This is a genomic window from Zunongwangia atlantica 22II14-10F7 (genome assembly GCF_002094855.1).
GTDB classification, from domain to species: Bacteria; Bacteroidota; Bacteroidia; order Flavobacteriales; family Flavobacteriaceae; genus Zunongwangia; species Zunongwangia atlantica.
In genome coordinates, this window is record NZ_ARYN01000004.1 from 158814 (window position 1) to 172230 (window position 13417).

The following is a 13417-nucleotide window of genomic DNA, read 5'->3' on the forward strand; positions in this document are numbered from 1 at the left end:
TAGCTTTAACGGTAGTTAAGTACACTTTTTAGAACTTGGGAATAGAGAAAACTTATTATTAGTGAATTATTAAATAATTAAGCCTAAAACTGAATATTTTTAAACCAAAAATTACAGTTTAGCCTGCGGCAAAGCTTTTTCTTGAAGAAATGCGAATGTTTTACTAAAATCAATTTTTAAATTATAGGCTAAAAAATTACATTTGTTCAAAATCGAACTAATGGCAGGAAATTCCTTCGGAAAACTTTTTAAACTCACCACATTTGGTGAATCACATGGGCCGGCAATAGGTGGAGTCATCGATGGATGCCCGGCAGGATTAGAATTAGACTTTGAAGCAATTCAGGAAGAATTAAACCGAAGAAAACCTGGCCAGTCTGCTATCGTTACGCAGCGTAAAGAACCAGATACGGTAGAGTTTTACTCGGGTATTTTTGAAGGGCAAACCACTGGCACACCCATTGGTTTTGTAATTCATAACGCAAATCAAAAATCTAAAGATTATTCACATATTAAAGATACGTATCGCCCAAGTCACGCAGATTATACCTATGACGAAAAATATGGTGTAAGAGACTATCGTGGTGGTGGTCGTAGTTCTGCAAGAGAAACTGCAAGTAGAGTAGTGGCAGGTGCAATTGCTAAACAACTGCTAAAAGATATTAAGATCACTGCTTATGTAGATTCGGTTGGTAAAATCTCTTTGAATAAACCACATTATGAAGTAGATTTTTCTTTAATCGAAACAAATCCCGTAAGATGCCCAGATAAGGCTAAAGCTGAAGAAATGGAAGCCTTTATTAAGCAAATAAGATCTGAGGGTGATACTGTTGGTGGAACTGTTCGTTGCGTGATTAGCAACGTACCAAAAGGATTGGGAGAACCAGTTTTTGATAAATTACATGCCGAATTAGGTAAAGCTATGCTATCCATAAATGCCGTTAAAGGTTTTGAATATGGTAGCGGTTTTGAAGGCACAAAAATGAAAGGTAGTGAGCATAACGATCTTTTTAACGAAGACGGCTCTACAAAAACCAATTTGAGCGGCGGTATCCAGGGCGGAATTTCAAACGGAATGGATATTTACTTCAATGTAGCTTTTAAGCCTGTTGCGACGATTATGCAAAAACAGGATACCATAAATAAAGACGGAGAAATCGTAGAAATGCAAGGAAAAGGTCGTCACGATCCTTGTGTAGTTCCAAGAGCGGTTCCTATCGTTGAAGCTATGGCTGCACTTACGATTGCCGATTTTTTCCTTCAGAATAAATCCTCTAAACTTTAATAAAACAATACAGAAAACCACACTATGAAGAAATTAGCGCTGCATTGGCAGATTTTATTAGGAATGTTTGCCGGAGTTGTTTTTGCACTTATCATGACCAATTTTAGCTGGGGAGCCGATTTTGTGAGTGACTGGATAAAACCTTTTGGAAACATTTTTATTAACTCGCTAAAGCTTATTGCAGTTCCGCTAATTTTAGCTTCGTTAATTAAGGGAATTTCAGATTTAAAAGATATCTCGAAATTATCCAAAATGGGTTTTCGTACCATCGGTATTTATATTGCCACCACGGTAATTGCTGTAACTATTGGTTTAATTATGGTGAACCTTATTAATCCTGGTGGAACCATTGGCGAAGATACCCGGCAGGAATTAATTAGTAGTTATGAAGGTGATGCTGTTGGAGTACAGGCGAATGCTGCGAAACAGCGGGAAGCCGGACCTCTACAGGCGTTAGAAGATTTGGTGCCGAGTAATATTTTTGCGGCTGCCAGTGATAACGGGAATATGCTGCAGGTAATTTTCTTTGCTATTTTCTTCGGAATTGGTTTGATCTTAATTGATGAAAAAACTGCGAAGCCAGTAAAAGATTTCTTTGATGGTTTTAATGAAGTGATCCTGAAATTAATCGATCTAATCATGCTTTTTGCACCATACGGAGTTTTTGCATTACTAGCTGCTTTAGTAGTAGAATCACCAAGTACAGATCTCTTTGCTGCCTTAGCCATGTATGCTTTAACCGTTGTGTTAGGTTTGGCGATTATGATAGGAATTTATATCCTGCTTGTTTGGGTTTTCACTAAAAATAAACCTTCATTTTTTATTAATGGAATTGCTCCTGCCCAGCTGTTAGCATTTTCAACAAGTTCTAGTGCAGCAACCTTACCTGTTACTATGGAACGTGTAGAAGAACATATGGGAGTTCATAAAGAAGTTACCAGTTTTGTATTACCCATCGGTGCGACTATCAACATGGATGGGACAAGTTTATACCAGGCAGTTGCAGCTGTTTTTATTGCCCAGGCTTTTGGAATCGATCTTAGTATTGGTGCGCAATTAGGTATTATCGCTACGGCAACTTTAGCTTCTATTGGATCTGCAGCGGTACCGGGAGCAGGAATGGTGATGCTGGTTATCGTATTGGCACAAGCAGGAATTCCTGAAGCAGGTTTAGCTTTGATATTCGCAGTAGATAGACCACTAGATATGTGTAGAACAACGGTGAATGTTACCGGAGATGCTGCTGTATCTGTGATGGTTGCAAAATCTGTAGATATGATGGGACCACCAAACGTAAAAGAGTGGGATGACGAATATGCTAAAACTCACAAGAAATAGTATTTGTGAATATTAGTTGATTTTGATTAAAAATTTATTTCGACTGGGAAGCTCTCGAAATACTTATTCTTTATAATAAAACTTAAGATCACTTTTTACTTTTGGCTCACCATGAAAAGATTTGAGGAAATCTAACTTCAGCTTATAATCTATGTTGTAAGCTGAAAGAACCAAATCAACTTCGTTTTTATTCGCTTTAGCAATGCTTAGATTATTTCTGTAATTATTTAAAGCTCCCCAACCCATTCCTAATAATGTTATTCCTATTGCTGTAATGAAAATGGGAACAGCATAAGCCATTAGGAAAAAATGTTTCAAGTAATCCAGGAATAAATAATCAAAATAGAATAATGCGATGGCGAAAATGTTGAACAGAATGAAATAGCTATATACCCACCATTTATTTTTCAATACTTTCTGATATTTTGCGTTAATAGCAACAATTTTCTCATCCCTTCTGTCTCCAAATTCTATTTTGTTGCAAGTGGTAGTAAAACCGGGCTTTTTTCCCGTTAATCCGCAAATATTTCCTTCTTTTAAACTTACATCCTGATGTTCGCAAAGTTCGCAATGCCAGTGAAGCTCCATAGACTATACTATTTTTTAGAACGGTAAGATATAAAATCGAACAACTCTATAAAACCTAATCCAAAAATTTTGCTTTAAGCTCTGGTGTTGGGATCATACAACTCTCTTTTTTACCAAACCATTTATAGCGGTTATTCGCGATACCATTATAAACCGCATCTCGAAATCCTTTTGGGAGAAATTTAAAGATCTTTAGACCTTGATAAAAACCACTTAAATCCTTTGAAATTTCTAGGGCTGCATCAGATTTTTCATACCAGGCTATACCGGGTTCAATTAGAATGATCGAATCTAAATAATTAGGATCGATATTGCGCTCTTCAAGAAGTTGACGACCAAGATCACTTTGCAAAGATGCAAAGCGAAATTTGTCGTTTTTATCATGTTTTATAATGAATATTACGGCATCATTGCATAGATTGCAAACACCATCAAAAAGTATAATTTTCTTATTTTTAGGAATATTCATTAATAATTTTTTCTAAGATTTTTTCATGGCTTGCACCAATTCTAATTTTTCTATATCCACCTGTGTGGTAAACATTCCATAATTAACCGTTGCTTTTCCTTTTTCGATCTTGTCTAAGGTTCCAACACTACGGCTGTCTTCAAGACGAACACGATCACCAAGTTTTACCTTCGCTTTTGGCTTGTTCGCTTCTTTTTTAGCCTCGATCTCTTCTTTCTTTTTCTCTTCTTTTTTCTTTTGTCGAATTACCTCAACTTTCTTTTCGGCTTCAGCCTTTATTTTTTCCTCGCGTGCTTTCTCTGCTTTTCGCTGTTTTGCGTTTTGTTTTTTTCGCTTAGAATTTTCTATTGCGACCATCTTTAAAAACTCACCAATAAGCTCTTTTTTGTTATTGTTGGCAAAGAATTTTTCACTGATATCATTTACTTTTTGTCCCAAATAGATCATTCGCTGATTGGTATCAAAAAGCTCTTGGTAATCTTCTAATTTCTGCTGAATACGCGCATTGGTTTCTTCCAGCTTATCCTTTTGTACTGCTGCTTTCTGCTCTTTCTGCTTTAAAGAATCGGTTGTTTTTTGAAGTTTACTGCGCTCTTGCTGAAGTTTGGCAATACTTCTGTCAAAACGAATTTTACCACGCTCTACTTTTTTCTTCGAACGATTAATTAAACTATACGGGATTCCGTTTTTCTGAGCAACTTCAAAAGTAAAAGAACTTCCAGCTTCACCCACTCGAAGCTTGAACATAGGTTCTAAGCTTCTGGAATCAAAAAGCATATTCGCATTGCTCATATTGGGCAATTCGCTGGCTAATTTTTTCAGGTTAGCGTAGTGCGTGGTTAAGATTCCAAAGCTTTCTTTTTCGTAAAAAACTTCAAGAAAAGTTTCAGCCAAAGCACCACCAAGTTCAGGATCACTACCGGTACCAAATTCGTCAATTAAGAACAATGTTTTATCGTCACACTTCCGCAGAAAATAATTCATATTCTTTAATCGATACGAATAGGTACTTAAGTGATTTTCGATCGATTGGTTATCACCAATATCGGTTAAAATTCTATTGAAAAATGAAACCCGGCTAAATTCATGAACCGGAATTAAAATACCGCTTTGCAGCATTAACTGTAATAAGCCAACCGTTTTAAGTGTGATACTTTTACCTCCGGCGTTGGGCCCAGAAATCACTACGATGCGATTATCTTTACTAAGATCTATATCCTGCGGATAGGTTTTATTTCCTTTTTTATTATTGCTGATCAATAATAGGGGATGATAAGCTTCTTTTAACTGAACTTCCTGATCTGCTGTGATTGTTGGTAAAATGCCGTTAATCTTCTCGGCGTATTTTGCCTTTGCAGCAATAACATCGATCTTGGTGAGTAATTTTTGATACTGAATTAAAAGTTCTCTAAAAGGCCGAACAAATTCGGTGAGCTCTTTTAAAATTCGGTTAACTTCTTCTTTTTCTTCATACTGAAGATTATTGAGTTCTCGCGTATACTGAAAAGTTGATTCTGGCTGAATAAAAACAATACTTCCCGTTTTGGAGCTTCCCATAATTCCGCCTTTCACCTTTCGACGGTACATGGCTTTTACTGCTAAAACTCGTACATTTTCTACAACACTTTCTCTAATGTCATCTAAATATCCATAAGAAGAATAGGTGCTTAAAGCACTATTAAAACTTCCGTTAATTTGACCTTTTACTGAATTGATCTTGCGGCGAAGACTTTGCAAAAGGGGAGAAGCATCATCTTTAATCTCACCAAAACGATCTACGATTTTATTGATCTGATCGATAAGAACGGTGGTATATTCAACCTCAGATACTGTTTGATGCAGGTTTGGATAAATTTGCTGAAATTTATGGAAATATCGAAGATGCGTATTTACCGTTTCAGAAAGTGTAGCGATTTTTCGAAAACCTGAAACCTCTAAAATAGTTTCTTCAATATTCAATAATTTGAGCTCATTATTTATTTGATCGAAACCATGATTTGGGATTGGCGTTTCCTGTAGTTTGGAACTTACATATTCGTTAGTTTGATGTAATCCAAAATAGGTTTTTTTATAGGTTTTAAATGGCTTAATTTCTAATGCTTTAGCTTTCCCCGGGTCAGTTACGCATAATTTGCTTATCTGCTCTCTAACTACCGGAAATTCTAAATCTGCAAGGCTTTTTTCTGTAATCTTTATCATAAACAATCCCTCATAGAGGGTTTAATTTTCAATTTTGATCGATTGCTTTTTAAAACCGACTTATTGAAATTATAATTTGTGTTTTTTCTTTCTTATTGCTTTTGCTTTGTTCCAAAGCTTATTTAATTTTTCCTACTTTTGAAACACTGCAAATTTACTTAAAATTATAATGAACGTAAATATTAACGAAGGCTGGAAAACGCATTTAGATACCGAATTTGAGAAAGATTATTTTAAAAATCTTGTAGAATTTGTTAAAACTGAATATTCAAACTTTAATGTGTATCCAAAAGGCAAACATATTTTTGCCGCTTTTGATCATTCTAATTTTGAAGATACCCGAGTGGTGATCTTAGGGCAGGATCCATATCATGGCCCGGGACAGGCAAACGGACTATCATTTTCGGTAAACGACGGAATTCCGCATCCACCTTCTTTGATCAATATTTTTAAAGAAATACAAACCGATACCGGTAGCCCAATTCCACAAACCGGTAATTTAGAGCGTTGGGCAGATCAAGGTGTTTTACTGCTTAATGCTACGCTAACAGTAAGAGCGCACCAGGCAGGATCGCACCAGGGCAAAGGATGGGAAAGTTTTACAGATCGTGTAATTGAAATTATTTCAGCAGAAAAAGAAAATGTTGTTTTTATGCTTTGGGGCGGTTACGCCAAGAAAAAAGCTAAAAAAATTGATGCCTCAAAACATCTAATTTTAACCAGCGGACATCCATCTCCTTTAAGTGCAAATCGTGGTTATTGGTTTGGAAACAAACATTTTACTAAAGCCAATGAATATTTAACAGATCATGGTAAAAAACCGATAGTTTGGTGATCTTAGAAGTCAGATCTAAGAATTTATATTTTAGAGAAAAATTTAAAAAGAAATTTATCTATCTTTTAGTTTTTATGGGAACACGAAATTCTGTTCTTGTATTTTCTCCATTATTCCTGAAATTCAATTTAATATAAAGAGTATCAGATTTTAAGATATTTTCAGGTACATTTATTTCTGTTTTTGTAACTCCATTTTTGGTTTCAAGTATTCTTATCCCCGTACCAATGATAGAACTTGTTTTGGGATCGATATTTGTCCATTCAAAATTCGTCTTAATTGGAGTGTCGTAAATAAGATAATTATGCCCGCTGAGAATTTTCATTTCCACCCCACTTTTTCCCTTGTTGAACGAATATGATCCGGAATCTGAATTCTCATTTTTATATTCTTCACAAGAAATTAGAACAAGAATTGCAATACTAGATTTGAAAATTGATCTTATCATTTAAGATTTGCTGATGTGAAATCTAAAGAGAATATCTACAAATTATACAAAATACAGGAACTATCGATAGTATTAGAGATAAGATCTAGTTTTAATAATTGCTGCTGAACTTCTTCCAGGTCTTCTTCAGAAATTTGATGCTGACTCCAACTCGTAATTTCCATCCATTTTCTAATATCTTCAATCTTTTGTTCGTAGCGTTCAGCAAAAACCTTATCGATACCAGGAATATTTAAAATTTCAGAAGATTTTTTATTTACGATATCGGTCATTTTTCGAACATCGGCATAATCGAACTTTAGTACTTTATTTTTAACAGCAATCACGAAACATGGCCATGGAGTAGGGCAGTCGGCTACTCGGCGAAATGTACTATTATCTACAAGTGGTTTTGTGGTAAAGTGTTCCCACATAAAATAATCGGCTCGTCCTTCTTTTAAAGCTTCAATTGCGCCATTAATATCTCCAACAATTTCAAATTCTAAGCTTGAAGGATCCCAACCCTGATTTTGGGCATTTACATAAGCCATTAATTGAGAACCAGATCCCACACGGCTAATGGCTACTTTTTTGCCTTCCAGATCCTGGATGTTTTGATATTCTGAATTAGCATCTACATGAATTCCCCAAATTAGTGAAGAACCAATGTAAGATTGTACAATTTTAGCTTCGTTTCCAGAAATAATATCTTTTACAGCACCCTCGGTAAGTAAAACGGCAACATCTATTTCTCCGCTTCTTAAGGCCCTTGTCATCGCACCCGTACCATCTGGAAAATCCTTCCAGATCACATTAATATCTTCGTTTTTAAATTCGTCGTTTTCAATACATAAGTGCCATGGAAGGTTGAAGTGTTCGGGGACTCCGCCTACTTTGAGAGTTTTCATATTTTATGTTTTTGTTTAAGGTAGTCATAAATTGAATATTGCGACCGATTACGCTTAGCCGATTTTTCAGCTTTTACATATTGGTTGGTTTCCCCCGCATCCTGAATTCTGGCCTTTACATTATCACTCAACTGAATTTCAAGAATATCTTTTAATTCGCTAAAAACATCTTCATCATAAATTGGCGTCACCACTTCGATCCTTCGATCAAGGTTTCTGTTCATCCAGTCGGCACTTCCAAAGAACATTAATTCTTCACCATCATTCTCAAAAAGATAAATTCTGCCGTGTTCTAAATAACGATCAACAATACTCGTAATATAAATATTTTCGCTTAAACCTTCAACTCCTGGGATCAAACATGTGAATCCTCGCACTAAAAGTCGTATTTCTACCCCGGCTTCACTGGCTTTATAAAGAAGATCAATAATTTCATAATCTTCTAAACTATTCATTTTAGCAGTAATTTTTGCCTTCTTTCCCATTCGGGCATTTTCGATCTCATTATAAATAAGCGTCGTAAATTTTTGCCTGGTTGAAAATGGAGAAATTAGCAGGTGTTTTTCTCGAGGAACAATAAGCTCGCCTTCTAACACCATAAAAAGTCTGGCCATTTCTTTTGTAAGATCGTGATTGGCTGTAAAAAGTGCGTGATCGCAATAGATCTTAGACGTCTCGTTATTGAAGTTACCAGTACCAATATAAGAGTAGTTTATAATGTCTTTACCTTCTTTCCTGGAGATCATCATGATTTTAGAATGCACTTTGATCTTAGGATAGCTGTAAATCACATTAGCGCCTTTTTCTTCGAACTTTCTTCCCCAGATAATATTATTTTCCTCGTCAAAACGTGCCTTTGCTTCCACAAAAACAGTCACTTTTTTTCCTTTTTCTAAAGCTTCCAGTAAGCTGCTGGTTAATGGTGAATTATCAGCAACACGATAAAGCGATATTTTAATCTCGCTTACATTCTTATCTTTTACCGCCTGGTCTAAAAATCGCTCTACATATTTAAAAGACATATAAGGAAAATGGACCAATTGATCTTTTTCCTTTATGGTATTAAAATAATTAGATGAGTTTTCTAAAACTTTATGCGAAATAGGCGGCTGTTCCTCAAAATGTAAGTCGGGATTTTTGGTAGGATCTTTAAGAGATAAAAAATCTTTGAAGTTATGATATTTGCCACCGGGCATCATATCTATTTTACCAAGATTCAATAAATGTCGCACCTTTTTTTGTACTTCAGCTGGCATACTGGCGTCGTAAAGCAGCCGAGTAGGTTGGCCGTCTGTACGCTGTTTTAGACTATCGTAAATCTTTTCAGCTAAAATACCTTCATATTTATCCTCAATATAAAGTTCAGCATCACGGCTTAATTTTACTTCATAGATACCGGTAATTATATCTTCTGGGAATAAGCAAGGAAGTTCGCTTCTTACAATTTCATCTAAATAAGTAAGCATGTTTTTTCCATGCTCAAAATAAACAAAACGACCGCACTGATCTACCGGAATATTTACAACCCCTAATTCACTTTCATTTTCAAAAGTGATTAAAAAATAGATCATGGCATTATCTAAAAAAAGCTCATTTTCTTTAGAAATATCTACTTTCTTGATTTCTAGATGTTTCCTAACATGTTCTATAAAATAGGAGTTGGCAAAGACTTGCTGCTCTTTTGAAAAATGTTCAGAATCTATTAAATGAATATCGTTAGCAGCCAGTTCTGGCAAAATTTGCTTGTTGTAAATATCGCCAAAACGATCTTGCTGTTCTTTAACCTCTTTTAAGATTTGTTTGGTAAGTCGGTTTGGTTTTAAAGCAAGCTTTTTCCTAATACTTTTCTCAACGCGCTTCATTTGCCTAAGTTGCGAAACACGCACTCTAAAATACTCGTCCAAATTCGATGAAAATATGGCGAGAAATTTTATACGTTCAAAAAGTGGATTTAATTTGTCTTTTGCTTCCTGTAAAACTCTTTCATTAAAATATAGCCAATTAAGGTCCCGATGTCTAAATCGATCTTCGGTTGGTTGTTGCATTTCTAGTTCACTTGTGTTTAACCAAAAATACAAAGTTGACCTTTGTTTAGGTTCTAATTTTCTGTTAAATAAGGCTTAGGAAGTTAGCTTATCTAAACAATAGCCAATAAGCTTCTCCATTGTTTTTTGCGGAGCGGCACTAAATTCTCCTGTTGCGCGATTAGCCAAAATTACATTCATAGAAACTGCATTATGGCCTAAAAGTTTAGACATTCCATAAATGCCAGAAGTTTCCATCTCAAGATTAGTGATTTTTTGGTCTAAATATTTAAAATTAGCCAGTTTAGCATTCATTTTATCGTCTTGTAAACCAAGGCGAAGCGAACGTCCCTGTGGACCGTAAAATCCGATATTCGTAGCAGTGATTCCTTTAAAAATAGCTTCGGAATCTAATTTTTGCTGAAGGCTTTTGCTGTTTTCAACCACATAAGGATTTGCTTTCTTGTTAAACCAATCCATATGCTTAATAAATGCTTCTGAAAATGCCGAATCTAAGAATTTTTCACTCTGGTAAAAATGAAGCAAACCATCAAAACCAATAGCTTTTTCGCTTAATAGGAATGAATCGATAGGAATATCTGCCTGAATACTTCCGGTAGTGCCAATTCTAATGATATCAAGAGATTTTAGTTGTTTTTTGACTTCTTTTTTTTCGAAATCAATATTTACCAAAGCATCAAGTTCATTAAATACGATATCAATATTATCGGTTCCAATTCCGGTTGAAATTACCGTAATACGTTTCCCGCGATAGGTTCCTGTTTGGGTGTGAAATTCCCTTTTTTTAATACTGAATTCTACTTCATCAAAATGTTTAGTTAGCATATCCACTCGATCTGGATCTCCAACTGTGATTACAGTATCTGCTAAATGTTCTGGTCGTAAATTTAAATGATAGATGCTGCCATCTTCATTCAGAATAAATTCAGAAGCTTGTAAGGGCATGTTATAGTTTTAATAATTGGTGTACTTCAGGATCATAAAGAAAATCATACATTTTTGCTCCGCCAAAAATATCTTCGTTCTTCAATTCTCTGTAGAAATTCTTTTTGCCATCGAGCACTAAATGGCCTTTTTCGGTAAGTTTTATTTTTTGTTCTTCAGCTGCGTAAAAAATAGAGAGCTTTTCTAGAATGCGCTTCATTTGTACGTCACTATACCCATAATAACCTTGATATTCTAACGCATACCCCATAAGTTGCGTGTAATTATGGATATCACGCTCTCTAATTAAGCGTAAAATATTTCGCTCTAGAGAATTTATACCGGTTATGCTATTAGGAAAACGCTCTACATGAGCTCTAATACAGCTAGAAAGATATTCGAAATTGGTATTTGTTTTTATTTGCCGTTTTAGCAGTAAAGGATTATTGCTACAGTACAGTTCCCACATAAGATTAGCCACTTCCAGATCATTTTCTATCAATAAAATTTTATTGTTGTAATGATTTAAAAGTTGTTTTTCTGAAAGTTGGGAAAGAGGCGTAAGCTTTTCGTCTCCTTTTAATTTTTTGCTACACACTAAATAAAACGGAACATCTTTTTTATGTTCTGTAATATAGCTAATGGTGGCTAAAACATTAATATGACAAAAAAGATCGAATTCAAACCATAAGATGATATGGTCGTAGTCTTCGATCTTTTTTAGTCTTTTTAATTCTGAAACAAATTCATGCTGATAATCTTCCGCTGAAATTCCGTAATAATTTTGAAGAAACTTCTTTCTAGTTTTAATAAACTTAGCTGAACCTACTTCCTGTTCGGTTGGTCCTTCACACAACATTTCACGCCAAATGACCTGTTGGCCGGGTAAATCGAGTTCTGCCACACTTTCTGCAAGGCTGTCCCCATTAATTATATGTAAAGGTTTTTGTTCCAAAATTATCCACCAACACGTTTTACATTATATCCTTCTTTTTTAAGAATTTGCATTACTTTATCGCGATCGTCACCCTGAATGATAATTTCTCCATCTTTAGTAGAGCCACCTACACCGCATTTTTTCTTTAAAAGCTTTCCAAGGCGAATTAAATCTTCCTCTGGACCTACAAATCCTTTTACTATAGTTACGGTTTTACCACCGCGACCTTTATTACTAAAATGAGCTTCAAGACGCTGGTCTTTTGGTTCAAGGTTTTCTTCTGCTTCATTTTCTACATAATCACTTTCATCAAAATCATTATTTGTAGAAAATACAAATCCGCCTAAATCCTCTAGTCCTAATTTCTTTTTAGCCATAAATTACTTTTTCAATAATCCAATTTCAACAAGACGCTGATGTAAAAATTCACCAGCAGTGATATCTTCGTAATGCTTTGGATTTTCCTCATCGATACATTCTTCTAAACAATCTAAAGGCATTTCACTACGTGGATGCATAAAAAACGGAATAGAATAACGTGGTTTTCCCCATTGCTCTTTTGGTGGATTAATCACACGATGTATTGTAGAGCGTAATTTGTTATTGGTGTGACGCTCTAACATATCTCCAACATTTATTACCAATTCGTCTTCGGCTGGTATTGCGTCAATCCATTCTCCATCTTTTCTTAATACCTGTAAACCACCGGTAGAAGCTCCCATTAATAAAGTAATTAGATTAATGTCGCCATGTGCACCAGCACGAACCGCACCTTTTGGTTCTTCAGTGATTGGTGGGTAATGGATAGGTCTTAAGATCGAATTCCCGTTACTGGCCCAATGATCAAAATAAGTTTCTTCTAAACCAATATAAATCGCTAAGGCACGTAAAACATAAATTCCGGTTTTTTCTAACATGCGATAGGCTTCCATGCCCACATGATTAAAATCCTTTAGTTCTGATACATGAACATTTTCAGGGTATTCCTCCTTAAGATGAGCATCTTCAGCAGGCTCCTGGCCGAAATGCCAGAATTCTTTTAAATCTCCCTCTTTTTTTCCTTTTGCATGCTCTTTTCCGAAGGAAATATAACCGCGTTGCCCGCCTAATCCCTCAATCTCATATTTTTGTTTTGTTCCCAGGGGAAGATCAAAAAATGCTTTAACCTCTTTATATAATTCTTCTACTAATTGGTCGCTTAAAAAATGATTCTTTAAAGCTACAAAACCAATTTCTTCGTAAGCTTTTCCTATTTCATCAACAAACTTTTGCTTTCTTGCAGGATCGTCAGATACAAAGTCTGCAAGATCTACGCTTGGTATATTCGTCATTGCCATTTTATCTCTTTTTTTATTGATAAAGCACACAAACTTAATGAAAAAAAGGCCAAAATCAACAGTATTTAAGACTTAGCTAACACTTGGGGCTAGCGATTATTTCTTTAAAATTACACATTTTGCTC

The 13417-nt window shown here is 35.3% G+C and carries 13 protein-coding genes; 3 read left to right on the forward strand and 10 right to left on the reverse strand.

Annotation, left to right across the window (positions count from 1 at the left end; all coding sequences use genetic code 11):
• Window positions 1-220: 220 nt before the first annotated feature.
• Both aroC and IIF7_RS05575 read left to right on the forward strand, forming a co-directional pair.
• Window positions 221-1285, forward strand: a complete 1065-nt coding sequence (gene aroC, locus IIF7_RS05570) for a chorismate synthase (protein ID WP_084840693.1) — start codon at window positions 221-223, stop codon at window positions 1283-1285.
• A 24-nt stretch (window positions 1286-1309) separates the two neighbouring features.
• Entirely contained in the window at window positions 1310-2623 is a 1314-nt protein-coding gene (locus IIF7_RS05575; RefSeq protein ID WP_084840694.1) for a dicarboxylate/amino acid:cation symporter, read from the forward strand.
• Between the two features lie 63 nt (window positions 2624-2686).
• On the opposite strand, the gene IIF7_RS05580 is transcribed toward IIF7_RS05575, so the two are convergent.
• From IIF7_RS05580 to IIF7_RS05590, 3 genes are read right to left on the reverse strand one after another with little or no spacing between them, the layout of a single operon-like run.
• On the reverse strand, window positions 2687-3211 hold the full coding sequence (locus tag IIF7_RS05580) for a hypothetical protein (protein WP_084840695.1): 525 nt from the start codon (window positions 3209-3211) through the stop codon (window positions 2687-2689).
• Between the two features lie 55 nt (window positions 3212-3266).
• On the reverse strand, window positions 3267-3680 hold the full coding sequence (locus IIF7_RS05585) for a thiol-disulfide oxidoreductase DCC family protein (RefSeq protein WP_084840696.1): 414 nt from the start codon (window positions 3678-3680) through the stop codon (window positions 3267-3269).
• Between the two features lie 12 nt (window positions 3681-3692).
• The gene (locus IIF7_RS05590; RefSeq protein ID WP_084840697.1) at window positions 3693-5879 is read right to left on the reverse strand and encodes an endonuclease MutS2; all 2187 of its coding nucleotides are present in this window, start codon (window positions 5877-5879) and stop codon (window positions 3693-3695) included.
• Window positions 5880-6048: 169 nt separating this feature from the next.
• On the opposite strand from IIF7_RS05590, the gene IIF7_RS05595 reads away from it, so the two are divergent.
• Entirely contained in the window at window positions 6049-6714 is a 666-nt protein-coding gene (locus tag IIF7_RS05595) for a uracil-DNA glycosylase (protein WP_084840698.1), read from the forward strand.
• Window positions 6715-6772: 58 nt separating this feature from the next.
• Here the strand turns inward: IIF7_RS05595 and IIF7_RS05600 are convergent, their stop codons facing one another.
• From IIF7_RS05600 to IIF7_RS05630, 7 genes are all read right to left on the reverse strand, one after another.
• Window positions 6773-7039, reverse strand: a complete 267-nt coding sequence (locus IIF7_RS05600; protein WP_139801273.1) for a hypothetical protein — start codon at window positions 7037-7039, stop codon at window positions 6773-6775.
• A gap of 158 nt (window positions 7040-7197) precedes the next feature.
• Window positions 7198-8049 carry a substrate-binding domain-containing protein gene (locus IIF7_RS05605; RefSeq protein WP_084840700.1) on the reverse strand — a complete coding sequence of 284 codons (852 nt, stop codon included), beginning with the start codon at window positions 8047-8049 and terminating at the stop codon, window positions 7198-7200.
• Entirely contained in the window at window positions 8046-10094 is a 2049-nt protein-coding gene (gene ppk1 / locus IIF7_RS05610; RefSeq protein WP_084840800.1) for a polyphosphate kinase 1, read from the reverse strand. Before ppk1 ends, IIF7_RS05605 begins: the two co-directional genes overlap by 4 nt.
• Window positions 10095-10169: 75 nt before the next feature.
• Window positions 10170-11039, reverse strand: coding sequence for a nucleoside phosphorylase (locus IIF7_RS05615; RefSeq protein ID WP_084840701.1), 870 nt, complete (start codon window positions 11037-11039; stop codon window positions 10170-10172).
• 1 nt (window position 11040) lies between these two features.
• On the reverse strand, window positions 11041-11973 hold the full coding sequence (locus tag IIF7_RS05620; RefSeq protein WP_084840702.1) for a DUF1835 domain-containing protein: 933 nt from the start codon (window positions 11971-11973) through the stop codon (window positions 11041-11043).
• Between the two features lie 2 nt (window positions 11974-11975).
• Window positions 11976-12332, reverse strand: a complete 357-nt coding sequence (locus tag IIF7_RS05625) for a translation initiation factor (RefSeq protein ID WP_084840703.1) — start codon at window positions 12330-12332, stop codon at window positions 11976-11978.
• Window positions 12333-12335: 3 nt separating this feature from the next.
• On the reverse strand, window positions 12336-13286 hold the full coding sequence (locus tag IIF7_RS05630; RefSeq protein WP_084840801.1) for an isopenicillin N synthase family dioxygenase: 951 nt from the start codon (window positions 13284-13286) through the stop codon (window positions 12336-12338).
• Window positions 13287-13417: the final 131 nt, after the last annotated feature.